25 protein-coding genes and 1 other annotated feature are annotated in these 26,878 nt (G+C 28.1%); of the genes, 22 read left to right on the top strand and 3 right to left on the bottom strand.

Features of this window, described 5'->3' with window-relative positions:
* Positions 1 to 267 precede the first annotated feature (267 nt).
* The 9 genes from BN7997_RS13475 to BN7997_RS13435 all read left to right on the top strand — a co-directional run bounded on the left by BN7997_RS13475 (position 268) and on the right by BN7997_RS13435 (position 8,967).
* Positions 268 to 2,112: a TIGR03960 family B12-binding radical SAM protein gene (locus BN7997_RS13475; RefSeq protein ID WP_071121262.1), complete on the top strand. Its 1,845-nt coding sequence runs from the start codon at positions 268 to 270 to the stop codon at positions 2,110 to 2,112.
* Entirely contained in the window at positions 2,112 to 2,810 is a 699-nt protein-coding gene (locus tag BN7997_RS13470; RefSeq protein ID WP_143023245.1) for a TIGR03936 family radical SAM-associated protein, read from the top strand. Before BN7997_RS13475 ends, BN7997_RS13470 begins: the two co-directional genes overlap by 1 nt.
* Before the next feature lie 209 nt (positions 2,811 to 3,019).
* A complete protein-coding gene (locus tag BN7997_RS13465; protein WP_071121260.1) occupies positions 3,020 to 4,423 on the top strand; it encodes an Rne/Rng family ribonuclease in 1,404 nt (467 codons plus the stop codon).
* 119 nt (positions 4,424 to 4,542) lie between these two features.
* On the top strand, positions 4,543 to 4,854 hold the full coding sequence (gene rplU, locus BN7997_RS13460) for a 50S ribosomal protein L21 (RefSeq protein ID WP_071121259.1): 312 nt from the start codon (positions 4,543 to 4,545) through the stop codon (positions 4,852 to 4,854).
* 14 nt (positions 4,855 to 4,868) lie between these two features.
* Complete coding sequence (locus tag BN7997_RS13455; RefSeq protein ID WP_071121258.1) at positions 4,869 to 5,186, top strand: ribosomal-processing cysteine protease Prp; 318 nt, start codon at positions 4,869 to 4,871, stop codon at positions 5,184 to 5,186.
* Positions 5,187 to 5,199: 13 nt separating this feature from the next.
* On the top strand, positions 5,200 to 5,490 hold the full coding sequence (rpmA, locus tag BN7997_RS13450) for a 50S ribosomal protein L27 (RefSeq protein WP_071121257.1): 291 nt from the start codon (positions 5,200 to 5,202) through the stop codon (positions 5,488 to 5,490).
* Positions 5,491 to 5,606: 116 nt separating this feature from the next.
* The gene (obgE, locus tag BN7997_RS13445; RefSeq protein WP_071121256.1) at positions 5,607 to 6,884 is read left to right on the top strand and encodes a GTPase ObgE; all 1,278 of its coding nucleotides are present in this window, start codon (positions 5,607 to 5,609) and stop codon (positions 6,882 to 6,884) included.
* Between the two features lie 18 nt (positions 6,885 to 6,902).
* Positions 6,903 to 7,271 (top strand): YhbY family RNA-binding protein, encoded by a 369-nt coding sequence (locus tag BN7997_RS13440; protein ID WP_071121255.1) that lies wholly within the window; start codon positions 6,903 to 6,905, stop codon positions 7,269 to 7,271.
* Positions 7,272 to 7,632: 361 nt separating this feature from the next.
* On the top strand, positions 7,633 to 8,967 hold the full coding sequence (locus BN7997_RS13435; protein ID WP_071121254.1) for a CoA-disulfide reductase: 1,335 nt from the start codon (positions 7,633 to 7,635) through the stop codon (positions 8,965 to 8,967).
* A 75-nt stretch (positions 8,968 to 9,042) separates the two neighbouring features.
* Here BN7997_RS13435 and BN7997_RS13430 read toward each other — a convergent pair whose 3' ends face one another.
* Together BN7997_RS13430 and recX are read right to left on the bottom strand one after the other, a co-directional pair.
* The gene (locus BN7997_RS13430; protein WP_071121253.1) at positions 9,043 to 9,960 is read right to left on the bottom strand and encodes a ribonuclease Z; all 918 of its coding nucleotides are present in this window, start codon (positions 9,958 to 9,960) and stop codon (positions 9,043 to 9,045) included.
* A gap of 112 nt (positions 9,961 to 10,072) precedes the next feature.
* Positions 10,073 to 10,711, bottom strand: coding sequence for a recombination regulator RecX (gene recX / locus BN7997_RS13425; protein WP_071121252.1), 639 nt, complete (start codon positions 10,709 to 10,711; stop codon positions 10,073 to 10,075).
* Between the two features lie 118 nt (positions 10,712 to 10,829).
* Between recX and nadD the strand changes: the two genes are divergently transcribed.
* The 9 genes from nadD to BN7997_RS13380 all read left to right on the top strand — a co-directional run bounded on the left by nadD (position 10,830) and on the right by BN7997_RS13380 (position 20,149).
* Complete coding sequence (gene nadD, locus BN7997_RS13420; protein ID WP_074010985.1) at positions 10,830 to 11,516, top strand: nicotinate-nucleotide adenylyltransferase; 687 nt, start codon at positions 10,830 to 10,832, stop codon at positions 11,514 to 11,516.
* Between the two features lie 3 nt (positions 11,517 to 11,519).
* Complete coding sequence (gene yqeK, locus BN7997_RS13415; RefSeq protein ID WP_071121251.1) at positions 11,520 to 12,092, top strand: bis(5'-nucleosyl)-tetraphosphatase (symmetrical) YqeK; 573 nt, start codon at positions 11,520 to 11,522, stop codon at positions 12,090 to 12,092.
* 117 nt (positions 12,093 to 12,209) lie between these two features.
* The gene (rsfS, locus tag BN7997_RS13410; protein WP_071121250.1) at positions 12,210 to 12,560 is read left to right on the top strand and encodes a ribosome silencing factor; all 351 of its coding nucleotides are present in this window, start codon (positions 12,210 to 12,212) and stop codon (positions 12,558 to 12,560) included.
* A 27-nt stretch (positions 12,561 to 12,587) separates the two neighbouring features.
* Positions 12,588 to 12,778, top strand: a binding site (T-box leader).
* A 57-nt stretch (positions 12,779 to 12,835) separates the two neighbouring features.
* On the top strand, positions 12,836 to 15,256 hold the full coding sequence (gene leuS, locus BN7997_RS13405) for a leucine--tRNA ligase (protein WP_071121249.1): 2,421 nt from the start codon (positions 12,836 to 12,838) through the stop codon (positions 15,254 to 15,256).
* Positions 15,257 to 15,458: 202 nt separating this feature from the next.
* A complete protein-coding gene (gene ilvA / locus BN7997_RS13400; protein WP_071121248.1) occupies positions 15,459 to 16,676 on the top strand; it encodes a threonine ammonia-lyase in 1,218 nt (405 codons plus the stop codon).
* 162 nt (positions 16,677 to 16,838) lie between these two features.
* A complete protein-coding gene (locus tag BN7997_RS13395) occupies positions 16,839 to 17,219 on the top strand; it encodes a RidA family protein (RefSeq protein WP_071121247.1) in 381 nt (126 codons plus the stop codon).
* Between the two features lie 320 nt (positions 17,220 to 17,539).
* Complete coding sequence (gene sdaAB / locus BN7997_RS13390) at positions 17,540 to 18,214, top strand: L-serine ammonia-lyase, iron-sulfur-dependent subunit beta (protein WP_071121441.1); 675 nt, start codon at positions 17,540 to 17,542, stop codon at positions 18,212 to 18,214.
* A 20-nt stretch (positions 18,215 to 18,234) separates the two neighbouring features.
* Complete coding sequence (sdaAA, locus tag BN7997_RS13385; RefSeq protein ID WP_071121246.1) at positions 18,235 to 19,116, top strand: L-serine ammonia-lyase, iron-sulfur-dependent, subunit alpha; 882 nt, start codon at positions 18,235 to 18,237, stop codon at positions 19,114 to 19,116.
* A gap of 190 nt (positions 19,117 to 19,306) precedes the next feature.
* Entirely contained in the window at positions 19,307 to 20,149 is an 843-nt protein-coding gene (locus tag BN7997_RS13380) for a CPBP family intramembrane glutamic endopeptidase (protein WP_071121245.1), read from the top strand.
* 94 nt (positions 20,150 to 20,243) lie between these two features.
* On the opposite strand, the gene BN7997_RS13375 is transcribed toward BN7997_RS13380, so the two are convergent.
* Entirely contained in the window at positions 20,244 to 21,539 is a 1,296-nt protein-coding gene (locus BN7997_RS13375; RefSeq protein WP_071121244.1) for a D-alanyl-D-alanine carboxypeptidase family protein, read from the bottom strand.
* A gap of 79 nt (positions 21,540 to 21,618) precedes the next feature.
* On the opposite strand from BN7997_RS13375, the gene BN7997_RS13370 reads away from it, so the two are divergent.
* The 4 genes from BN7997_RS13370 (at position 21,619) to selB (ending at position 26,872) form a co-directional block, all read left to right on the top strand.
* On the top strand, positions 21,619 to 22,275 hold the full coding sequence (locus BN7997_RS13370) for a helix-hairpin-helix domain-containing protein (RefSeq protein ID WP_071121243.1): 657 nt from the start codon (positions 21,619 to 21,621) through the stop codon (positions 22,273 to 22,275).
* 116 nt (positions 22,276 to 22,391) lie between these two features.
* Positions 22,392 to 23,405 (top strand): selenide, water dikinase SelD, encoded by a 1,014-nt coding sequence (gene selD / locus BN7997_RS13365; protein WP_408638353.1) that lies wholly within the window; start codon positions 22,392 to 22,394, stop codon positions 23,403 to 23,405.
* Between the two features lie 156 nt (positions 23,406 to 23,561).
* A complete protein-coding gene (gene selA / locus BN7997_RS13360; protein ID WP_071121241.1) occupies positions 23,562 to 24,962 on the top strand; it encodes an L-seryl-tRNA(Sec) selenium transferase in 1,401 nt (466 codons plus the stop codon).
* Between the two features lie 23 nt (positions 24,963 to 24,985).
* The gene (selB, locus tag BN7997_RS13355; RefSeq protein WP_071121240.1) at positions 24,986 to 26,872 is read left to right on the top strand and encodes a selenocysteine-specific translation elongation factor; all 1,887 of its coding nucleotides are present in this window, start codon (positions 24,986 to 24,988) and stop codon (positions 26,870 to 26,872) included.
* Positions 26,873 to 26,878 lie beyond the last annotated feature (6 nt).

The raw sequence follows: 26,878 nt of genomic DNA, 5'->3' as shown, positions 1-26,878 counted from the left end.
TCTCTAAAATCTTCTTTTCTTATAGTTAACATATTTATCACCTCATAAAGAGTATTGACAAAAATAAAAGAGCGTAGACTTTGTCTACGCTCTGAAATTTAGATGAATATCTAAATGTAAATGTATTTTTTCAATGTATTTTAGTTTATATGAATATAAAATGGAAAAACTATATTGTAATAAATAAAGTTTTGATACATAATATCATATCGTGTATAATAATATTTATGTTTTAAAATAATACGCTTATCGGAGGTTTTAAGATACATGAATAAGGTAGACTTAAAGAGAATTTTAAAGAAGGTTGAAAAGCCTGCTAGGTATCTTGGAAATGAAATAAATTCAATACATAAGGATACGTCAGATGAAAGCTTAATAAGATATGCTCAATGTTTCCCAGACTTATATGAAGTTGGTATGAGTCACTTAGGAAGTCATATACTATATGATGTAATCAACAGAGATGAAAAAATATTCTGTGAGAGGGTATATGCACCTGCTGTTGATATGGAAAATATGATGAGGGAAAAGAATATACCACTATTTGCTTTAGAGTCAAGAGAACCTATAACTAATTTTGATGTTATAGCATTCACACTTCAATATGAGCTTTCATATACAAATATATTAAATATGTTAGACTTAGCAAATGTACCTATACTTAGAACTGAAAGAAAATTAGATGATCCATTTATATTAGTTGGAGGTCCATGTGCATATAACGTAGAGCCTATGGCTGATTTCGTTGATATAGTTGTTTTAGGTGAAGGTGAAGAAGTAAACTTAGAAATACTAAACGCTTATAAAGAATGGAAGAAGAATAAAACTACTAGAGAAGATTTCTTATATCAAATATCTTCAATAGAAGGGGTTTATATACCTAGCTTCTATGATGTTACGTACAATGAAGATAATACAGTTAAAGAAGTTGTACCAAATAGAGAAAATATACCATATAAACCTCATAAGAGAATAATAAAAGATGTTGAAAATGTACCATATCCAGAAAAATTAATAGTTCCATTTATAGATACAGTTCATAATAGAGTTGTACTTGAGCTATTTAGAGGATGTACAAGAGGATGTAGATTCTGTCAAGCTGGAATGATATACAGACCAATAAGAGAAAAAAGTGTAGAGAGATTAAAAGAAATAGTAGATAAGTTAGTAAAGAGTACAGGTTATGATGAGATATCTTTATCATCATTAAGTACTAGCGATTACTCTAAATTATCAGAGTTAACAGACTACTTAGTTGATGAATATGCATCTAATAATATCGGAATATCATTACCATCTCTTAGATTAGATAACTTCTCTATGGAAATAGCGGAAAAAATACAACAAGTAAGAAAATCAGGATTAACTTTTGCACCAGAAGCTGGAACTCAAAGACTTAGAGATGTTATAAACAAAGGTGTAAGTGAAGAAGATTTACAAAATGCAACTAAAAAAGCATTTGAAATGGGATGGAATAGTGTAAAGCTATACTTCATGATAGGTTTACCAACAGAAACTTATGATGATTTAGATGGAATTGCAAAACTTGCATATGATGTAATTGATATGTACAGAGAAGTTCATAATGGTAAGTTAAAAAGAAGTTTTGGTGTTACAGTAAGTACATCAACATTTGTACCTAAACCATTTACACCATTCCAATGGCATGGACAAGATACAACTGAAGAAGTTGTTGAAAAGCAAAGACACTTAGTTAAAAAACTAAAAAATAAAGATATAAAATATAACTATCATGATTCTAAAACTAGTTTAATGGAAGCAGTAATAGCTAGAGGAGATAGAAGAATAGGTAAAGTTATATATGATGCATTTAAGGCAGGAGCTAAATTTGATGGATGGTCAGAGTACTTCAATTTAGATACTTGGAAAGAAGCTATGGAAAAGAATAATCTTTCAATAGATTTCTATGCAAATAGAGAAAGAAGTTACGACGAAGTATTCCCATGGGATCATATAGATGTAGGAGTTAGCAAGAAATTCTTAATAAGAGAAAATGAAAAAGCTAAAAGTGACACAGTTACTCCGGATTGTAGACACAAATGTAATGCATGTGGTATAAATGCACATGATATAGGAAGGGGGATGTGTTAATTATGAAAATAATAAGAACGAAATTTAATAAAGAAGGAGATATGATTTATATATCTCATCTAGATTTACAACAATTATTACAAAGAGCATTTAGAAGAGCTGAAATAGATTTAGTTCATTCACAAGGGTTCAATCCACATCCTAAGATAAGTTACGGAAATGCTTTAGCTCTTGGAACAGAAAGTCAAGGAGAATATGTTGACGTTGAAATAGAAGAGGACCTAAGTGTAGAAGAATATCTAAACAGAATGAACGCACAATTACCACAAGGTATAAAATTTATAGAAGCTAAAGAAATAGATAAGCAAGAGCCATCTTTAGCATCTGTTATAGAATATGGAGAATATATATTTACAATAGAAACAGAAAAGACTTTAACTAAAGAATATGTAAAAAGTAAAATATTAGAGTTTATGTCTCAAGATGAAATAATGATTACTAAGAAAAATAAAAAAGGTAAAATAGTAGAATCTGATATAAGACCTATGATTAGGAATTTTGATTTACTAGATGTACAAGATAATGTGTTAACTTTAGAGGCAACAATAGCTACTGGTTCTAAGGCTAATTTAAATACTAATATATTTATACCTAAAATATTAGATTTATTAGAATTAGATATGGATCCTTTAGATGTAGATATATTAAGAAGAGATTTATATAAATTACAGGATGGTCAATTAGTATCTCCTATGTAAAAAAGGTGGTTTATGCCACCTTTTTTTACGCTTAAGGATATTATAATACTTAAAAAAATGTGGATAACTTCTGAATGTAAGTAATATCAATAAGTTGGTTTTGAGCGTAAAAAAGATTTTGAGCAACGGACGAAGTCGTTGGCGACATGAGCGAAGCGAATTTTTTATTATAATAAGATATATATAAGTAGTAATTTAAGGAGAATTAAATGAAAAAAATCATAGTCGAATATTTAGTTTCATCTCAAAAAACAGCAATATTAGAAGATGATAAATTAATAGAGTTATTAATAGAAGATAATAAAAATTCTAAAAAGGTATCAAATATATACAGAGGTGTAGTTAAAAAAGTAATACTAGGTATACAAGCATGTTTTGTAGATATAGGATTTGAAAAGTTGGCATACTTGCAATTAGATAAAGATAGCAATATAAAAGCAGGCCAAGATATATTAGTACAAGTAAATAAGGAAGAAGTAGGAACTAAAGGAGCTAAATTAAATACTGAGATAAGTTTAGCTGGTAGATATTTAGTTTATATTCCTACTAATGATAGAATTACAATATCTAATAAGATATTAGATGAAAAAGAAAGATTTAGATTGAAAAAAATTGCTAATAGTGTAAGTAAAGGTACTAAGGGGCTGATAATAAGGACTGAAGCTGTAGGCTGTACAAAAGAAGAGTTAGAAGCGGATATAAATGAGCTAAAAGAAAGATATGAAGAAATAATTAAAGAATATAAATTAGGAATAGGACCAAAACTTTTATATAAAGAATTAGATTTTTCATCTAAGTATATAAAAGATAATGTAAATGAAGATATTGAGAAGATAGTTACAAATGATAAATGTAAGTATGATGAATTAAAAAATATACTGAAATCTATAAAAAAAGAGTATGTAGAAAAACTAGAACTAGAAGAAAATAAAGATATATTTGACTTATATAGAGTAGAAAATCAAATTGAAAAAGCTTTAAGTAAAAAGGTATGGCTAAAAAGCGGAGGATATTTAATAATAGATAAAACAGAAGCACTTACTGTAATAGATGTTAATACAGGTAGGTTTACTGGGAATTTAAAGCTTGAGGAAACAGTGTATCAAACTAATATAGAAGCCGCAATTGAAGTTTGCCGACAACTTAAATTAAGAGATATAGGTGGAATAGTAATAGTTGATTTTATAGATATGCACAAAGCAAAGTATAAACAAGAAATAATAAATATATTAAATGAAGAGTTTAAAAAAGATAAAAGAAAAACTGAAGTATTAGGAATGACAAGGTTAGGTCTAGTGGAAATTACAAGACGAAGAGAAAGAGACTCGATAGACAAATATTATTTGGAAGAATGTTATACTTGTGAAGGTAAAGGATCAACAAAATCTATTAATTTTATTTTAGATGATATAGAGAAAGAGATAATAAGAATTAGTACACATACATCATACAAAGATGTAACTATAGAGTTAAATAGTAGAACTTTAAAACTTATAAAAATGAATTTTATGTCTATAATAGAAAATATATCTAAAAAATATAGTACAAAAATAGGATTATGTGAAAATGATAAAATAAATTATGAAAAATTAAATATAATTTATAATAGTTAGTTGACATATGACAAATATTATAGTAATATTAATAACTGTAAATGCCGCACAGAAAAGGTTGAAAACTTCTTAAGAGAAGTACCTATATGGCGAGTTTTGAGACCGAGGAGGTGTATTTAATGTACGCTATAGTTAAAACAGGTGGAAAGCAATATAAAGTTGCTGAAGGTGATGTATTATTCGTTGAAAAGTTAGAAGGTAATGCAGGTGATGTAGTTACTTTAAACGAAGTATTAGCTTGCACTAAAGATGGTGAGTTAGTAGTTGGAGCTCCTACAGTTGAAGGTGCTTCTGTTCAAGCAAAAGTTGTTGAACAAGGTAAAGCTAAGAAAGTTATAGTTTTCAAGTACAAAGCTAAGAAAGACTACAGAAGAAAGCAAGGACATCGTCAACCATACACTAAGATAGTTATCGAAAAGATAAACGCTTAATTAATGGTTAAGTAATGATAAAAGTTAAATATTATTACGATGACGACTTTTCAATAAGAGGCTTTTGTCTTAAGGGTCATGCTGATTATGCTGAAATAGGATATGATATAGTATGTTCTGCGGTTACATCTAATGCAATTGCAGTTATAAACTCATTAGACAAGCTTGCAAAGGTTGAATTTGAGAAAGTTATAGGTAAAGAAGGTCATATAGAATGCATCGTAAAAGATGGATATCTAGAAGATTCTAAATTACTGCTAAATCATTTTCAATTAGCTATTGAAGAAATTAAAAGGGAATATCCCAAAAATATAAAAATCTTAAAAAAGTAGGGGGTGACTCCATATGTTAAACATGAACTTACAGTTACTTGCATCTAAGAAAGGGGTAGGGTCTTCTAAAAACGGTAGAGATTCTATATCTAAGAGATTAGGTGTTAAGAGATTCGACGGACAAGTAGTAACTGCTGGTAGTATAATAGTAAGACAAAGAGGTACTAAGATACATCCAGGAACTAACGTAGGTAAAGGTGGAGATGACACTTTATTCGCATTAGTTGACGGTGCTGTTAAATTCGAAAGAAAAGATAAGAAAAGAAAGAAAGTTAGTGTATACCCAGTATCAATAGCTGAGTAATGCTAAATAAAAGGAGTGTTAATACACTCCTTTTTCTTGTAAATGGATATTTACAGAATGTTATATATCTATTTGGGAAAAAATAAATAAAAAGTTTAAACAAGTAGGTGATTAATTTGTTTATAGATAAAGCTAGGATTTTTGTTAAGTCAGGAAATGGCGGAAATGGTGCGGTATCATTTAGAAGAGAAAAATATGTTCCAGCTGGTGGTCCAGACGGTGGAGACGGTGGAAACGGGGCTAGTGTAATATTTGAAGTTGATTTAGGTTTAAGAACATTAATGGACTTTAAATATCAAAGAAAATATGTAGCAGAACACGGAGAAGATGGTAGCAAAAAAAGAAAAGCAGGAAGAAATGGGGAAGACTTAATCCTTAAAGTTCCTCCTGGAACAATAATAAGAGATGAAGCTACAGGTCTTGTTATAGCAGATTTAAAAGAAGAAGGAGATAGAGCTGTAGTTGCTAAAGGTGGTAGAGGTGGAAAAGGAAACCAACACTTTGCCAATGCAGTTAGACAAGCTCCTGCTTTTGCTAGATCAGGTAGTGACGGTGTAGAAAAATGGGTAGTATTAGAACTTAAAATGATAGCTGATGTTGGTCTTTTAGGATTCCCTAACGTAGGTAAGTCAACATTCTTATCTGTAGTAACTAAAGCTAAACCAAAGATAGCTAACTACCACTTTACAACATTAACTCCTAATTTAGGTGTTGTTCAAACTAAATTTGGAGAGAGTTTTGTTTTAGCTGATATACCAGGTCTTATAGAAGGTGCTGCAGAAGGTGTAGGTTTAGGCCATGACTTCTTAAGACATGTTGAAAGAACTAAAGTTTTAATACATATAGTTGATATATCTGGTTTAGAAGGCAGAGATGCTTTAGATGACTTTGATAAAATTAATGGTGAATTAAAACTATACAATGAAAAATTAGCTACAAGACCACAAGTTGTAGTTGCTAATAAGATGGATATACTAGAAGATGAAAGTATATTTGAAGAATTCAAGAATGAATTAGAGGGAAGAGGATACAAAGTATTTAAAATGTCTGCTGCAACACGTCAAGGTGTAGATGATGTAATTGCTTATGTATCTGAATTATTAAGAGAAGCTGAAGAAATAGAGTTAGTTTCAGAAGAAGAAATGTTTAGACCTGAACTTGATGAAGTACAAGATGAAGGTTTACAAATAGATATAGAAGATGGAGTATATGTAGTAACTGGTAAATCTTTAAGAAGAATTATGTACTCTGTTAACTTTGATGATATGGAATCTCTTCAATATTTCCAAAAAGCTATGGAAAGCCAAGGTGTATTCGATAGATTAAGAGAAATGGGAATAGAAGATGGAGATACAGTTAGAATTTACGAAATAGAATTTGAATTCTATAATTAATATAGATGAGGTGACACAATGTTAAAAGGTAAGCAAAGAGCATATTTAAGATCAATAGCAAACACTTTAAAGCCTTCAACTCAAATAGGTAAAGATGGAGTTACTGAAAGCTTTTTAGAGCAACTAGATGATATGTTAAGAAAAAGAGAAATAGTTAAAGTAACAATACTTGAAACAGCAGGACTTGAAACTAAAGAAACTGCTAATGCTATATGTGAAGCTTTAAGAGCTGAGTTTGTTCAAGCTATAGGATCGAAGTTTACTTTATATAAGAAAAATACAGAGAATCCACAAATAGTATTCCCAGGACATGAACAAGCTAAGGCTAAAGTAAAGGCTGAAAATGTTACTAAAAAAGGAAGAGTAACAAAAAGATCGGTTAGATAATATTTTAAGCATCTGTAAATATACAGATGCTTTTTTATTATTAAAAAATGATATAAAATCAATGATTATATATCATTAACTTATATATGTAACATTAATTAATTTGATAAAATTAAAAAGTTTTTAATAATTTATAAAATTTTATATAATAAAATATTTATTCGATACATTACTTTAGCTATGTAGATTTTGTGTAAATAATAATTACTTATTAAATATTGTAGAATAATGTAAAATAAACTAATATACTATAGATTTTATGAAAAAAAAGTGTTAATATAATAACTAGCTTATAAAGATAAATAAAAATAAAAAAATACTTTTAGAAATAATGTGATTTATTTAGGGAGGGAGAATTATAATGAGAGTAATTATAGTAGGTGCAGTTGCAGCTGGGATGAGTGCAGCAGCTAAGTTAAAAAGAATGAAACCTGAATATGATGTCGTAGTATATGAAAAAACAGATGTAGTATCATTTGGAGCATGTGGGCTTCCATACTTTGTTGGAGGGTTCTTCGATGATGCTAATAATATGATAGCAAGGAGTCCAGAAAAATTTAGAGAAACAGGAATAGATTTAAATGTATTCCATGAAGTTGTTAAGGTTGATACAGAAGCTAAAAAAGTTACAGTAAGAAATTTAGAAACTAATGTTGAATTTGAAGATTCTTATGATAAGTTAATGATAGCAACAGGAGCAAGTAGTATAATACCTCCTATAAAAAATGTTAAGTTAGAGAATGTTTCAACATTAAAGACTATGGAAGATGGAATAAAAGTAAAAGAATTATTAAATAAAGAAGAAAATCAAAAGGTAGCTATAATAGGTGCAGGATTTATAGGTCTTGAAGCTGTTGAAGCTGCTAATCAGTTAGGTAAAGAAGTAAGAGTATTCCAATCAGAATCAAGAGTTCTTGCGCAAGTTTTTGACAAAGAAATAACTGACGTATTAGAAGAAGAGATTAAAAAACACGATGTAGATTTAAGATTAGAAGAACTTGTATCTGAATTAGTTGGAGAAACTAAGGTAGAAAAAATTATAACAAACAAAGGTGAATATGAAGCTGATGTAGTTATTATAGCAACAGGAGTAAGACCAAATACGTCATTCTTAAAAGATACATCTATAGAAATGTTACCAAATGGAGCTATAATAGTTGATGAATTTGGTAGAACTTCAGTTGAAGATATATATGCAGCTGGAGATTGTGCTACTATACAAAATATAGTAACAGGTCAAGATTCATATGTACCTCTTGCAACAGGAGCTAATAAATTAGGTAGAATAGTTGGTGAAAATTTAGCAGGAGCAAATAACTCATTCCAAGGATCATTAGGTTCAAGCTGTATAAAAGTTATGGATATGGAAGCAGCTTCAACTGGTATGACAGAAATACAAGCTCAAAAGCTAGGTATAAACTATAAGGCTAAATTTATATCAGACTTTAACCAAACAAATTACTATCCAGGTAGAGATAAAATATATGTAAAGCTTGTTTATGATGCGGATACTAAGGTTATATTAGGTGGACAAGTTGCTGGATTTAAAGACTCAGTTCAAAGATGTAATGTAATAGCAGCAGCTATATTTGGAAAATTAACAACTAATCAATTAGGAATGTTAGATTTATGTTATGCACCACCATTTGCTAGAACATGGGATGTATTAAATGTAGCTGGAAATGTATGTAAATAATTAATATTAAATATTAATTAAAATAAAAGGATGTATCTTAGTTTTATAAAATTAAGTTACATCCTTTTTATATAGTTAATTTTCAAAATTTAAATTAATATCATATCTATCTTTTCCAACTATAGTATTTTCAAATACACCAGTTGCATTTTTTATATATAGATTAGGATCTTCTAGAGAAGGGCTAAAGTGAGTTAAAAGTAATGTCTTAACATTACCGAGTCTTGCTAAATTAGCAGCCTCTCTAAATGTCATATGCTTATTTTTAACAGCTTTAGATATATCTAAATCATCTCCATACATAGCTTCACATATGAATAAATCACTGTTATTTATAAACTCAGGAATTGATAATATTGGTCTTGTATCTGTAATAAAGCTAATTTTTATTCCTTTTCGATTATCTCCTAAAACCATATCTGGAGAGTACTCAATATTTTCAAAAAATATATTTTTTCCACGTTGAAGTTTTTGCCATAATAATTTAGGAACATTGTTTTTGATAGCTTTTTCTATATTAAACTTAGGTGTTCTCTTAAAGTACAAGCTATATCCTAGGCACTCGCTTGAATGATCTAGCTCTAAAGTCGAAATCTCTATATCTTTTAATATATCATTAACCAAAGAGAATGTACCTTTAGGATTTTCAACAACAATTATTTTATATGGTAAGTATTCTATTAAAGTTTTAAGCGCATTTATCATTTTACCAATACCTTTAGGACCAACTATAGTTAAATCATCAATTCTAGAGCTATTTCCTATAGTAGATAAAAGTCCCATAAGACCGTAAAAATGATCGCCGTGAAGGTGAGTTATACATATTAAATCTATATTTTTAAAACCACAATTTTTCATTCTCATAGAAACTTGAGTACCTTCACCACAATCAATAAGTATTTTTCTTCCTTTATAATTTATAAACAAAGAAGAGAGAAATCTATTTGGCATTGGCATATTGCCTCCACAACCTAGCAAAACTAAATCTATCATAAAAAGACTCCTTTTATTTAAGACTATCTTGTTTGTAAAGTTTAGTTACATTATATATACCAAGTAAAAAACTTAAGATACCGACAATTAGTTTCATTTATTACCTCCATACTTAATATTCATATTCATCAAAATTTAAAATTTTATTTAAAACAGATTTGATCGTATCATAACCAAATCCTTTATAAGCGAGATGCTGAGAAAGCTTTTGGTATATTTTTATTTTATCTTCGTTTTTTATTCTCTCATAACGCTTTTTAGCTAGATACATTGCATTTTCAAATTCAACATTAGAATCAATATTAGATATAGCATGAGATATATCTTCAGAATCTATTCCTTTATTGTAAAGATTTTGTTTTATTTTATTTTTACCACATTTATTTAAGTTAATATTAGTATTTACTATTTTTTGAGCTAATAATTTATCATCAATAAACTTATTATTCCTTAAAAAATCTAATACTTTTTCAATAGTGTGTTCTTCAAATTCAGAAGATAATTTTTCTTTTATTTTTTTCTCTGATTGGTCAGCTTTAGATAATATATTTAAGGCTTTATTTTTAGCTTTAATGTACATATCATCATCGAGTAAAGTTTTTAAATTTTCTTTATTTATCTCCATACCTTTTTTTAGATTAAATGTATAAACAAGCTCAGTAAATACAGACATAAAAAATTCATCATTAATATAAATATTTACTCTATCTGTATTTTTCTTTTGTGCTTCTATTTTTGTAATTATAGCCATTATATTTCTCCTTAATTATACATAATAATATGATTATACACTAAAAAGTAATTTAATATATTTAATAAATAAAAAATAATGATACAATAATAATATAATTTAACAAAGGAGATAAACTATGGCAATTAACAATATAGTTGATGAGTCTTTTATAATTAATCAAAAGAAGTTAAAGCAATTTGGGGATAAGTGTAGTAATGTAAAGATAGGTATAATGGGTGGGACGTTTGACCCTATACATTACGCACATTTAGCGACAGCTGAATTTATAAGAGATAATTATAAATTAGACAAAATATTATTTATACCATCCGGAAATCCTCCTCATAAAAAGGGGAATATAACTGATAAATATGATAGGTATAATATGGTATTATTATCTACAGTTAATAATGATGACTTTATAGTTTCTGATATAGAAATAAAAAGAGAAAAAAGTACTTATACAATAGATACATTAAAAGTTTTAAAACAAATATATAAAAATGCAGAGATATATTTTATAACTGGAGCGGATGCTATATGTGATATAGAAACTTGGAAGGATGTTGAGGGGAACTTTAAATTAGCAAACTTTATAGCAGCAACAAGACCAGGAATAAGTTTATTAAGAGCTAATGAAAAAATAAAAGAGCTAAAAGATAAGTACAATGCAAATATTGAAAGTGTATATGTGCCATCTTTAGATATATCATCAACATATATAAGGGAACAATTAAATAAACATAAAACAATTAGATATTTAGTACCTGAATTAGTACAAGAATATATATATAACAAAAAATTATATAGTAGTGGAGAATAATATATGAATTTAGAATTAATTAATAATAAGATACAAGAAATGTTACCGGAAAAGAGGTATAAACATTCATTAAATGTGGCAAATTGTGCTGTAAAGTTAAGTGAAATTTATGGGTGTGATAAAGAAAAAGCTTATATAGCAGGAATAGCGCATGACTGTGCTAAGTATTTAAACAAAGATGAAGTAAAATATTATGTAGATAAATATAAAATAGTTTTAGATGAAATAGAAAAAGACAACTTAGCATTATCTCATAGCTTAATAGGTTCATACATAGCAAAATATGAATTTGGAATAAATGATAAAGATATAATAAATGCTATAAAGTACCATACTACAGGTAAAGAAGACATGGACATAATAGAAAAAATAATTTATATTGCAGACTTAATAGAGGAAGATAGAGATTTTCCTGGAGTGGAAGAATTAAGAGATTTAGTTTATAATAAAGAATTAGATAAAGCCTTACTTATTTCATTTAATAATACAATAAAATTTGTAATAGACAACAATCAGTTAATACATAATAGAACAGTAGATGCAAGAAATTACCTTATAAAAAATAAAATTTTATAAAAGCATATCATAAAAATAAATTTAATACATTATATAATAAAATACAATGGTTTATTTACGTATTATTTATGGTATAATAATTAAATATGTTTATAATCATGAAAGGAAGGAAATAATATGACAGTAGAAAACATTACAAAAGTTATATATGATGCAATAGATGATAAACTAGGTAAAGATATAGCAATATTAAATATAGGAGCTGTATCTAGCTTATGTGATTACTTTGTAATAGCTACAGCATCTTCTCAAAGACAAGTAAAAGCTATAGCTGACAATGTAGAAGATGAATTAACTAAACTTGGTATAGAAGCTAGAGGAAAAGAAGGATATGATAGCCAAGTTTGGGTTTTACTTGATTATGGCGATGTTATGGTTCATATATTTAATGAAGAAAACAGAGATTTCTATAACTTAGAAAAGCTATGGAAAGATGCTCCATATGTGGATGTTGACAACTTAGCTTAATGATGTTAACATTATAATTAAAATTTTAAATTATTAAATAGACTAGAGTAGTAAAAGAATATATTTTTTCAGAGAGCTAGTGGTGCTGTGAACTAGTAAAATGTACCTTTGAACTTGCTAGGTAAAATCTATTTAGCCGTAGTTGGCATAAAAACTATCTAAGAGAGCCTTATTAGGCTAATTAGGGTGGTACCGCGAAGATAATCCTCGTCCCTAAACATTGTGTTTAGTGATTGAGGATTTTTTTAATATTATTAACATAGGAGGAAATTTTGATGAACGTTTATAAACCAAATGAAATTGAGTCAAAATGGCAAAAAACTTGGGAAGAAAATGGACAATATAAAACAGATACTAATGATAATACAAAGCCTAAGTATTATGCATTAGAAATGTTCCCTTATCCATCAGGAAAATTACATATGGGACATGTTAGAAACTACTCTATAGGTGACGTAGTTGCTAGATTTAAGAAAATGCAAGGGTACAATGTTCTACATCCAATGGGATGGGATTCATTTGGACTTCCAGCAGAAAATGCAGCTATAAAGCATGGAATACATCCAGACAAATGGACTATGGAAAATATAGCTGACATGAGAGAACAATTAAAAACTTTAGGTCTTAGCTTTGACTGGGATAGAGAAATAGCTACATCTACACCAGAATACTATAAGTTTACTCAACAAATATTCCTAAAAATGTTAGAACATGGACTAGCATATAAGAAAAAATCTTTTGTAAACTGGTGTCCATCTTGTGAAACAGTTCTTGCTAATGAGCAAGTTGTACAAGGTGCATGTGAAAGATGTGATTCTGTAGTAGTAAAGAAAGACTTAGAACAATGGTATTTCAAAACTACTCATTTTGCAGAGGAATTATTACAAGATATAGATACTTTAGATGGATGGCCAGAAAAAGTTAAAACTATGCAAAGAAACTGGATAGGAAAAAGTACTGGTGCTGAAATAACTTTCGATATAGATGGAAGTGACAAATCTATAACTGTATTTACAACTAGACCAGATACTGTATATGGAGTTTCTTACATGGTTTTAGCTCCAGAGCATTCATTAGTTAAAGAACTAGTTGTGAAAACAGAATATGAAGAAGCAGTAGAAGCATTTGTTCAAAAAATGCATACTATGACAGAAATAGAGAGAACTTCAAGTGATGTTGAAAAAGAAGGAATGTTCATAGGTAAATATGTTGTAAATCCATTAACAGGTAAAAAAGTTCCTTTATGGATAGCTAACTACGTACTTGTTGATTATGGAACAGGTGCAGTTATGGCAGTTCCGGCTCATGATGAAAGAGATGCTGATTTTGCATCTAAATATGACTTAGAAGTAGTAACTGTAATAGATGAAGATAATAAAATGATAAACTCAGCAGAATTTGATGGAATGGACGCTGATAAAGCATTTGATGCTATAATAGAAAAGATAGAAGAAATAGGAAGAGGAAAGAAAACAGTTAATTATAGATTAAGAGACTGGTTACTTTCTAGACAAAGATACTGGGGATGTCCAATACCTGTAGTATATTGTGATGAATGTGGTATAGTTCCAGAAAAGAAAGAAAACTTACCAATATTATTACCAACAGATGTAGAGTTTACAGGAAAGGGTGAATCGCCACTTACAACATCTAAAACATTTATGAATACAACTTGTCCATGTTGTGGAAAACCAGCTAGAAGAGAAGCTGATACAATGGATACATTCGTAGATTCTTCTTGGTACTTCTTAAGATATATAGATCCTAAAAATACTGAAGAACCATTTAGTAAAGAAGCAGTTAACAACTGGATGCCAGTTGACCAATATATAGGTGGGGTAGAGCATGCTATATTACATCTTCTTTACTCAAGATTCTTTGTAAAAGCATTTAATTCTATGGGAATGTTAGATTTTAAAGAGCCTTTCAAAAACTTATTAACTCAAGGTATGGTTTTAAAAGATGGTGCTAAGATGAGTAAATCTAAAGGGAATGTTGTAGCTCCATCAGAAATAATAGAAGAATACGGAGTTGATACAGCTAGATTATTCGTATTATTTGCAGCGCCTCCAGAAAGAGACTTAGAATGGTCAGACCAAGGTGTTGAAGGATGCTTTAGATTCTTAAATAGAGTATATAGATTAGTAGATGAATTATCTGATATAGCTAAATCTGATGTTGAGTCAAAAGAATTAACTAAAGAAGATAAAGCTATGAGATATACTATACATGCAACTTTAAAGAAAGTTACTGAAGATTTAAATGAAAAGTTTGGATTTAATACTGCTATATCAGCATTAATGGAATTAATAAATGAAATGTATAAGTACAAAGAATTAGATTCTAGAAATGAAGCAGTTATAAAAGAAGGTGTAGAAACTATAGTAACTATACTTGCTCCATTTGCACCTCATATAGGTGAAGAACTATGGGCTATGATAGGAAAAGAAGGAAGTATATTTAATATATCTTGGCCAAAATACGATGAAACTGCTTTAGTTAAAGATGAAGTTGAGATAGTTGTTCAAATAAATGGAAAAGTAAGAGGAAAATTAAGTGTTGCTGCTAATATTTCTAGAGAAGAAATGGAAAAAGTAGCAATGGAAGATGAAAAAATAAATGCACTAGTTGAAGGTAAAACTATAGTTAAAGTAGTTGCAGTACCTAAGAAATTAGTTAATATAGTTGTAAAATAATAAATTAATAAAAAGCTCTTTGTATATTTAAATACAAAGAGTTTTTTGTTTGAAAAATAAGAGTTAATTGAAATATTATAAAATTTAAAATATAAAAGTGAAAAAAATATTATAAAATGTAAAAATTAATGTTGATTTTTGAAAAAAAAAGGTATAAAATCTAATTATTGATAATAAAAAAACGTTTACGGGAGTGTATGAAATGACAAAGGTTACTTTACAAGACATAAAGAATGCAAAAGAAACTATAAAAGATATAGTAAAGCAAACTGATATATTAGAAAGTGCAAAACTTAGTGCTATGACTGGGGCAAATGTTTTCTACAAATGTGAAAACCTTCAAAAAACAGGTTCTTTTAAAGTAAGAGGAGCTTGTAACAAAATAGCAAACTTAACTGAGGAAGAAAAGGCAAATGGTGTTATAGCATCAAGTGCAGGAAATCATGCACAAGGTGTTGCATTAGGTGCTAAAATGACAGGAATAAATGCTACAATAGTAATGCCAGCTACTGCACCTTTAGCAAAAGTTACAGCAACTAAAGGATACGGAGCAGAAGTAGTATTAAATGGTTTAGTTTATGATGATGCTTACGCAAAAGCAGTTGAACTACAAAAAGAAACTGGAGCAACTTTCTTGCATCCATTTAATGATAAATATGTAATAGCAGGACAAGGAACTATAGGTCTTGAAATACTTGAGCAATTAGATGGAAAAGTTGATACTATACTTTGTCCAATAGGTGGAGGGGGAATAATAGCTGGTATAGCAGTAGCAGCTAAAGGAATAAACCCTAACATAAAAATAGTAGGTGTTCAAACTGCGAATATACCTTCAATGCAGGAATCTATGAAAAATGGTGAAGTTACAACAGCATTTAAATCTACTACAATAGCTGATGGTATAGCTGTTAAAACACCTGGTGATGTAACTTTTGAAATAATAAATGAATTAGTTGATGAAGTAGTAGTTGTTGAAGAAGATGAAATAGCTCAAGGTATGTTATTCTTAATGGAAAATCAAAAAGTTGTAGCTGAAGGAGCTGGAGCTGTAACTACTGCTGCATTATTAAGTGGAAAATATGTACCTAAAAAAGATGAAAATGTAGTTTGTGTAATATCTGGAGGAAATGTAGATGTTAATACATTATACAGAGTTATAGGAACTGCTTTAACTAAAGAAGCTAGAAGATATTCATTTAATACAGTAATACAAGATAAGCCAGGCGGACTTGCTGAATTAACTAAAATAATAAGTGAATATGATGCTAATATACTAAGCGCTAATTTATCAAGATCATCTATGGGTGGAGCATTAGGTAGTCTTACTGCAGAAATGGTGCTTGAAACATTCAACCATGATCACATAGATAAATTAAAAGTTGCTATAACAGAAGCTGGATTTGAAATAGTAGAAATATAATATAAATAAAATACAAATAAAGGTTAACTTTAAATTATAAAGTTAACTTTTATTTCTGATTAATATAAAAAAATATATACAACAAAACTTATATAATAGTATAATGATAAATGAAAATGTGTAATATACATATATATTTATATTCATAGGAGGAATTTTAATATGAAACATCAAGTAATACATACAGATAATGCACCTAAAGCTATAGGACCATACTCTCAAGCTGTTAAAGCTGGAAATATGTTATTCGTATCAGGACAAGTTCCATTTGTACCTGAAACTATGGAAATAGTAGAAGGAGATGTAAAAGCTCAAACTGCTCAATCTTTAAAAAATGTTCAAGCTATATTAGCTGAAGCTGGGCTTGACTTTTCTCATGTAGTAAAATCTACAGTATTTATAAAAGATATGAATGAATTTGCTCAAATAAATGAAGTATATGCTGAGTTCTTCGGTGAAAATAAACCAGCTAGAGCTTGTGTAGAAGTTGCAAGACTTCCAAAAGATGTTAAAGTAGAAATAGAAGTAATAGCTATAGGATAGTTTTATAAAAAATGGTCAGTTATATACTGGCCATTTTTTAATAATGTATAAATATTTTTATTAAGATTTATACATAATAATACAAAAAAGTAAATTAAAAAATATATATTTTTTTAAAATAAGACTTCACAAAGTCGAATTTTAGTATATAATGATATGTATGAAATGAATATAAATATATCTTAAAATTAAGTTTTAATTACATGTAATGAAAACCATTTTATAGATATATTTATATGGGTATATATAATAGCAAAGAATACTTAAATAAAATTTTAAGTTTAATTCTATATACAACTAGACAAGAAAGAGGTAATATAATGGCTAAAGATTATAGTGTATTTGATATAGTAGGTCCTAACATGATAGGTCCATCAAGTTCTCATACTGCAGGAGCTGCAAGACTTGGAAAGAGCGCTTCTAAAATAGCAGGAAAACCAGTAAAAGAAGTAAACTTTTTACTTCACGGATCATTTGCAGAAACTTATAAAGGTCATGGTACAGATAAGGCATTAGTTGGTGGTATATTAGGGTTCGATCCAGATGATGCTAGAATCAAGTATTCTTTTGAATTAGCAAAAGAACAAGGGGTTAAGTTTGAATTCATAAAAACTAACTTAGGAGAAAACGTTCATCCTAATACAGTAAAAATGGAAATGATATTAGAAGATGGCTCTAAATCAACAGTAATGGGTGCTTCTATAGGTGGAGGAAACATAAAGCTTACTGAAATGGATGGTTTAGCACTTGACTTTAATGGTTCTAGAAGTGCTGTAGTATTAGAAATAAAAGATATACCTGGTGCAATAGCATTTATAACAGGAATACTTGGTCATAACAATAAAAATATATCGATGATATCTACTAATAAGCCGGCTAAGTCAGAATACACATTCTTGACAATAGAAACAGAGGATGAATTAGAGTCAAGCTTAATAGATCAATTAAGAAAATTTGAAGTAGTAGCTAAGGTAGTAGTTTTAGATAAATTCTAATAAATGAAGGAGAGACAAAAATGAAATATAATTTCACAAGTGGAGCAGAATTATTAGAAAAATGTAAAGAATTAAACATGACTATACATGAATTATGTGTAGAAAGAGAAGCAGAACTTACAGGAATATCAAAAGAAGAAGTAAGAGATAAAATGAGAGTAAGTTTAAATATAATGAAAGAAGCTGTTGAAAAAGCAGTTCAAGAAGATATAAAATCTATGGGTGGTCTTATAGGTGGAGAAGCTAAGAAGTTAACTAACTTCAGAAATTCATCTGCAAAGACTGTTTGTGGAGATTTAATGAATAAAGCTATGGCTGCTGCAATGGGAACTATGGAAGTTAATGCTTCTATGGGGCTTATAGTTGCTGCACCAACAGCAGGTTCTTGTGGTATACTTCCAGGAGCTATAGTTACAATAGGTAAAGAATACGGTATAGATGATGAAACTATGATAGATGCATTATTTACAGCTTCAGCTATAGGAGCTATAATAACTAGAAATGCAACTGTTTCAGGAGCAGAAGGTGGATGTCAAGCTGAAACTGGAGCTGCTGCTGCAATGGCATCAGCTGGTGTAGTTGAAATGATGGGTGGAAGCCCAGAACAAGCAGTACATGCTGCATCTCATTGTTTACAAAATGTTATGGGATTAGTATGTGACCCAATAGCTGGACTTGTTGAAGTACCTTGCCAAGGAAGAAATGCTATAGGTGTTGCAAATGCTTTAATATCAGCAGAATTATGTTTAGCTGGTATATTAAACATAATACCATTTGATGAGACTGTAGCTGCTATGTATAAAGTAGGTAAGACTCTTCCAATGGAATTAAGAGAAACTGCATTAGGTGGAGTTGCTGCAACTTGCACAGGATGTTCTTTAACTAATAAAATATTTGGATAATATTATATAGCTGGTAATGATTACATTACTAGCTTTTTAATTATAATTAAATTATATTAACTAAAAATATATAGATAGGTTATTAACTAAAGTAATATTGATATATTTTTATTATAATACTTCTGATATAATTAAACTGCTAAAGAATATACAAATCAATTTATACAATGTAAAACTTAAGGGGAGATATATGAAAATATTAAAATCAATATATGAAAATGAAGTAGAAGTAAAGGAAATATCAGTATTAAGATCTCTATTTATTATAATAATGTTTACTTTAATTCCAGGGATAATAAATTTTTTATTAACATTTATTATGATTCTTATAGATGAAAATACTTCTATTGGTTCTGTGATGATAATAGCTGGGATAATACTAATACCTGTACATATGATTATTATAATAATGGTAGGAAAAAAGTACACACAAAAAGATATAATTAAAATAAATGATAAAAAAGTAAAAATTAATAATAAAGATTTTTTATATGTATTTTTAATTATAATAGGCTATATTTTAATTAGAGAAGCTATTTTATTTGATGTATTATCACAATTTGAAGGACCTATATCTGAAGATGATATAGATTTTTTTATTGATAATGCGGAGACAATAGAAGTCGTTATATTTGGTTTCTTAATGTATTTTCAAACTCTTATAACGGCGCCTATATTTGAGGAGTTACTATTTAGAGGAATTATATTAAATGGCTTATTAAATAAATATAAAAATAGTTCAAAGAAAGCAATTATATACTCAGCTATGGTATTTGGATTAGTGCATTTAAATATACCTCAAGGAATTAATGCATTTATAGGAGGAATAATTTTAGGGTTTATTTACTGTTATACTAAATCTATGAAATTGTCTATTTTTGCACATTTTATAAATAATTTAATTACATTTGTGCCAGTTCCAGAAAGTTTAATATTTAAATTTATTTATATTGTGATAGGTACATATGTTATTATGAAGGGGATAAAGTATATTAGAAATACAAAACTTATAAATATAAGTAAAGCTAGTTAAAGATGGATAAATCAACATTTTATTTATATTAAATAAAATGTTGAAAAAATCTATAGATAAAAAATATTAAAAGCTATTGATTAATCAATAGCTTTTAATACTTTCTACGTCTTCTATTTTTAGAGTAAATATTTTTCTTTTTATTTCTTTTTTTACCTTTACGTATAAATAATACTATAAAAATTAATATAGCTATAAGTAAAAGTACTTTTAATACATTATATAAAAATTTATTTTTTGCCAAAGATGAAAATACACTAGTTACATCATTTTTAGCAACTAAATCAATACTTTTCTCTAGTTTATTATTTTTATAAACTTCTAAAGTACCTACCTTATCACCCTTATTTATAGGTAACTTAACATTATCTAATTTAGTTTTTATTGAATAGTCATCAGCTTTGCTATTGTTAGGCAATACAACACTATAATTAGTTTCTGGTTGATAAGTTAATTTTTTTTCTTTACTTAAAAATACTTTTTTATCTTTTATAAACTCATTTTTGTCGACAATTGTCTCAACATAGAAATTATCAAAACCATAGTCTAGCAAAGTTCTAGAGTCAAGATATAAATCATTAACAGTAGACTTAAAAACGGCAGAAATAACTCTTATATTATTTTTAATACCAGTAGATAAAAGACATTTTCCAGCTGCATCGGTATATCCTGTTTTTATACCATCCACAACATCATATTTAATATCTATTTGTTGGCCTTTATAGTCCATTTTAGATCTTGATGTTAAAAATTGATTAGTATTTTCAAAGTATCTTTCATAAGGATAAGCTTCTGTAGCAGGATATTTAACAGATTTAGTTTTAACTATATCTCTAAATATATCATTATCCATAGCCTTTCTAGCCATAAGAGCCATATCGTAAGCTGTAGTATAGTGGTTTTCATCTGGTAATCCATGAGGATTGTTAAAATGAGTATTTTTAGCACCTATAGCTTTAGCTTCATTATTCATCATATTTACAAAGTTTTCTACAGAACCACCTACATATTTAGCTAAAACCATAGCTACGTCATTAGATGAGTGAATTAACAATGCATCTAATAATTCTTTTACTGTAAATGCTTCACCTTCTTTTAGGTACATACTTGACCCATCAACAATAGGTAAATCTTTTATCTCAACTACTTGATTTAAATCACTAACATGTTTTAAAACGACATAAGCTGTCCATGCTTTAGTAGTCGAAGCTGGATAAAGCTTGTTATAACCATTTTTATTATACAAAACTTGTCCTGTTTCGTAGTCCATTAATACTGCATACTCAGCAGTTAAGTTTGGTTTACTATCCGCAAATGATAAATTATTTATATTAAAAACGGGCAAGAAGGTTATAAGAAGTGTAAGTATAAATGAAAAAAATTTTTTCATAAAATAACCTCCAAAATAAAATATTATATTTTAGTATAACATACTTTGGTCAATAATCAAAACATAGAGAGGTGATGAAATGAAAAAATGGAAAATAATAATATTCGTGCTGATATTACTATTTAGTATATATAAAGTAATAGATAGCAAAAATTTAGATATAAAAGATAATGTTTATATTGTTAGTCAAAGTGATGTTCATGAAAAGGAATCTATATCTAATAATATATCTGATGAAAATGATAACCAAGAGAAAGAAAAGATAAAAATAGAAAATATAAATAAAAAAACTATAACTGTATTTATTAGTGGAGAAGTAAAAAATCCTGGAGTTGTTACTATAGATGCTGAAAAAAGGTTATCTGATGCAGTTAATGAATTAGGAGGAACCACAGAAAATGCAGATTTAAACAAAGTTAATTTAGCAATGAAGCTCAAAGACGAATCTCATTATATAATACCTAAAATAGGTGATAATTTAGAAAGTTATAATAGTGAAACATTTGAAAATGATATAGAGAATGATTTAAATAATAAAAATAATTTAATAAATATAAATACAGCAAGTATACAAGAGTTAGATACACTTCCAGGCATTGGAGAGGCTACTGCTAATAAAATTGTAAATTATAGAGAAGAAAAAGGAAAGTTTAACTCAATAGAGGAGATAAAAAATGTAAATGGTATAGGTGATAAAAAATATGAAGAACTAAAAACTCTAATAAGCATAGAGTAATAGATTATAATGATAAGAAATATTTCTAATAAAGTATAAAAAATATGTTATTATAAGTAATGTATAAATTAGGGAGAGGAGAGGTAATAGTGGAAAAATTAAAAAGACTAACAGAAATGACGACATCAGGTGGTTGAGCAGCCAAAATTGGGCCAGAGGTTCTGGCTTCAGTATTATCACAACTTCCTAAAAATGAAAATAATAATAATTTGCTAGTTGGTTTAGATACTGCAGATGATGCAGCGGTTTATAAACTAAATGATGAAACAGCATTAATTCAAACTTTAGACTTTTTTACTCCAATGATAGATGATCCTTATATATTTGGGCAGATAGCAGCTGCTAATTCATTATCAGATGTATATGCTATGGGAGGAAAGCCTATAGTTGCAATGAATATAGTATGTTTTCCATCATGTCATGATATGAATATATTAGCAGAAATTTTAAAAGGTGGATTTGATAAAGTTAAAGAAAGTGGCGCTCTTTTAGTAGGAGGTCATACTGTAGATGATAAAGAGCCTAAATACGGTCTTTCTATATCAGGAATCGTTCATCCTGAAAAAGTATTGTCAAATGCAACAGCTAGAGTTGGTGATAAATTAATTCTAACAAAGCCTATAGGTGTAGGTATATTAAATACAGCTATGAAAGAAAATCTTGTTTCAAAAGAAATTTCTGATAAGGTTATAGAAGTTATGGTACATTTAAATAAATATGCAGCTAAGAGTTTTGACTATATAAAAGTAAATTCTGTAACAGATATAACGGGATTTGGTTTACTTGGTCATGCTTTAGAAATGGCTAAGGCGTCAAATGTAAGTATAGAAATAAATTCAAAAGATGTTCCTATATTAGATGGAGCTATTGATATGGCGAATATGGGTATTATTCCCGCTGGAATGTATAGAAATAAAGAATACATTTCTAGAGATGTAAATATCATAGATGTGGATACAGCAATAGAAGATATTTTATATGACCCGCAAACATCAGGAGGACTTTTAATATCAGTAAAAGAAGAATTAGCAGATAAATTAGTTGAAGATATGAAATTAAATGGATCTATAGAAGCAAAAATAATAGGAAGTGTAAAAAAGAAAGAAGAGAAATATATTACGGTTATATAATAACCGTATTTTTATATACTAAGATAATATATTTTATAAATAAAAAATAAGTTAAATTAAACTTAATATATTAAATTTAGTTTAACTCATTAACTATATAGGTAAATTATAAAATATAGATGATAAATACAAACAAACATAGAAAGAGTGATTATATTGGATAAGAGAAAGTTATTTTCTAAATTACCTTCAGTAGATGAGGTTTTAGGAGATAGTAAAATAGTAAATATTATATCTGAATACCCGAGAGATTTAGTAATAGAAGGTATTAGAGAAGCTATAGATGTTAATAGAAAAAGTATAATAAACTTAAAAGAAAATATACATGATTTTGATATTTCTATTGATGACATAGTAAATGATACAATATGCAGAGTTCGGTTAAAATATGAATTATCGTTAAAAAAAGTTATAAATGCTACAGGTGTAGTTATACATACTAATTTAGGTAGGTCTTTACTTAGTGAAAGCATAAAAAATGAAGTACTAAATACAGCATTTAGATATTCTAATTTAGAGTATGATATAGATAAAGGAGAAAGAGGCTCTAGATATTCTCATCTAACCGAAACTATAAAAAGAATTACAAATGCAGAAGATGTTTTAGTAGTTAATAACAACGCAGCAGCAGTTCTTCTTGTTTTAAGTACTTTAGCTAAAAGTAAGGAAGCGATAGTTTCAAGAGGAGAACTTGTTGAAGTTGGAGGTTCTTTTAGAATACCAAGTATAATGGAACTTAGTGGAGCTAAGCTAGTAGATGTAGGAGCTACAAATAAAACTCATTTAAATGACTATGAGGAGGCTATAAATGAAGAAACAGGTGTTTTAATGAAGGTTCACACTAGCAACTATAAAATATTAGGATTTACAGAAAGTGTAGAGATAAGAGAATTAAAAAAGCTAGGTGAAAAATATAATTTACCTGTTATAGAAGATTTAGGTAGTGGGGTATTTATAGATTTGTCTAAATATGGATTGTCTTATGAACCAACAGTATTAGACTCTTTAAAAAATGGAGCAGATATAGTTACATTTAGTGGGGACAAAATGCTTGGAGGACCTCAAGCTGGTATAATTGTTGGTAAAAAAGAGTACATAGATAAAATGAAAAAAAATCAGCTTACAAGAGCTTTAAGAGTTGATAAACTTACTATTTGTGCACTTGAAGCTACTCTTAGAATGTATTTAGATGAAGAAAAAGCAATAAAGGAAATACCTACCCTTAGAATGTTAACTTATAAGATATCAGAACTAGAGGAAAAAACTAAGTGTTTATATGATAAAATAATTGACAAAAATATAGATGCTAATATTTTTATAGAAGATGGACTATCTCAAGTAGGTGGAGGCTCTATGCCATTAGAAACAATAAAAACAAAAGTAGTAGCTATAACCCCTAAAAATATGAGTGTGTCATCTTTAGAAAAGAAATTGAGATTAAGCAATTCACATATAATAGCGAGAATATATGACAATAAATATATATTAGATGTAAGAACTATATTTGAAGAAGAATTTGAAATTATAGCTAATGAGTTAAAAAAGGTGTTAAATTAATAACTTTAACTAGGGGGCAGCATATGAAAAATGTAATAATAGGAACAGCAGGTCATATAGACCATGGAAAGACAACGTTAATAAAAGCGCTTACAGGAAGAGAAACAGATACCCTAGAAGAAGAAAAAAGAAGGGGTATATCTATAAATCTTGGATTTACATATTTTGATTTACCAAGCAATAAAAGGGCAGGTATAGTTGATGTACCAGGTCATGAAAAGTTTATAAAAAATATGTTAGCAGGAGCAGCTGGAATAGATATTGTACTATTTGTAGTAGCTGGTGATGAAGGTGTTATGCCACAGACTATTGAGCATTTAGATATATTATCTTTTTTAAATGTGAAAAAAGGAATTATAGTACTTACAAAATGTGATGTGGTTGACAATGAGTTTATAGAACTTGTTAAGGATGATATTAGAGAAAAAACTAAAGGCACTTTTTTAGATAATGCAGAAATTGTAGAAGTAGACTCAATATCAAGAAATGGAATAAATAATCTTGTTAAAAAAATAGATGATATGAGTAATGATATAGATGATAAAAATGAAAACTCACCAGCTAGACTTAATATAGATAGAGTATTTTCTGTAAAAGGATTTGGTACAGTTGTTACAGGAACATTACTAGAAGGAAAAATAAGCATAGATGATGACTTAGTTATTTATCCTAATAACTTAAAAACAAAGATAAGAAGTATACAAGTTCATGGACAAAGTGTTGAAACTGCATATGCAGGTCAAAGAACAGCTATAAATATATCTAATATAAAAGTTGAAGAATTAAAAAGAGGAGATGTTTTAGCGGCACCAAACTCTTTAGAAGAATCTATGATGTTAGATGTTAAATTATCTTTAGTTAAACACACTAATAAAAATTTAAAACATTGGGATAGATTAAGGCTTTATCATGGAGCTAGAGAAATATTGTGTAGGGTGGTTCCGCTAGATAAAGAGATTACTAAATCTGGAGAAAGCTGTTATGCACAACTTAGATTAGAAGAGAGTATAGTAGCTAAAAAATTAGATAATTTCGTACTTAGAAATTACTCACCACTTGAAACTATAGGTGGGGGAATTATTATAGATACGAAGCCTAAGAAACATAAAAAGTTTGATGAAAATGTTATAAGTTCTCTTAAAATAAAAGAAAAAGGAGAACTTGAAGATATATTAGAACAGTATCTTAAAAATAATTTGAAATCATATAAAACATTAAAAGATATAATGAGTTATACTGGAGAAAATGAAGAGCTTGTTATAAATACTATAGATAAGTTAATAAAAGAAAATAAAGTTGTAAATATAAATAATATATATGTACATACAAATCAATATGAAAATTTAAAAAAATTAATAGTAGAGCTTTTAACTACATATCATAAAAAGTATAGACTTAGAAGTGGTGTATTAAAGGAAGAAGTAAGATCTAAGGTTGAAAGCAAATTTAAAACAAAAGAAGTGGATATACTACTTGAGAAATTACAAAATGAAAAAGTTATAAAGATAAATGAAAATTTAGTATCAATTTATGATTTTGAAGTAGTATTAAATGATAAGCAAAAAGAAATAAAGGATAACATACAAAAAAAATTAAAATTGCCTGAAGTATTAACTATACTAAATATAAAGGATATATGTGAAAATAAATATTATGAAGAAGTCTTAGAGTATATGATAGGAAAAGATATAGAAAAATTAGATGATACATATATAATGGATAAAGAAATTTATGAAGAAATAAAGATAAATTTAATAAAGTACTTAGAAGAATTTGGAGAGATAACACTAGGTCAATATAGAGATATGTTAAATTCAAGTAGAAAGAATTGTATGATTATATTAGAAAATTTTGATAGAAATAAAATAACAAAAAGAGATGATAATAAAAGAACTTTATATAATAAATAAAAGGAA

Source organism: Romboutsia timonensis (assembly GCF_900106845.1).
In the GTDB taxonomy this organism is placed as follows: Bacteria; Bacillota; Clostridia; order Peptostreptococcales; family Peptostreptococcaceae; genus Romboutsia; species Romboutsia timonensis.
Note: the sequence above shows the minus strand (reverse complement) of the source record. Positions and strands in the feature narration are given on the sequence as shown.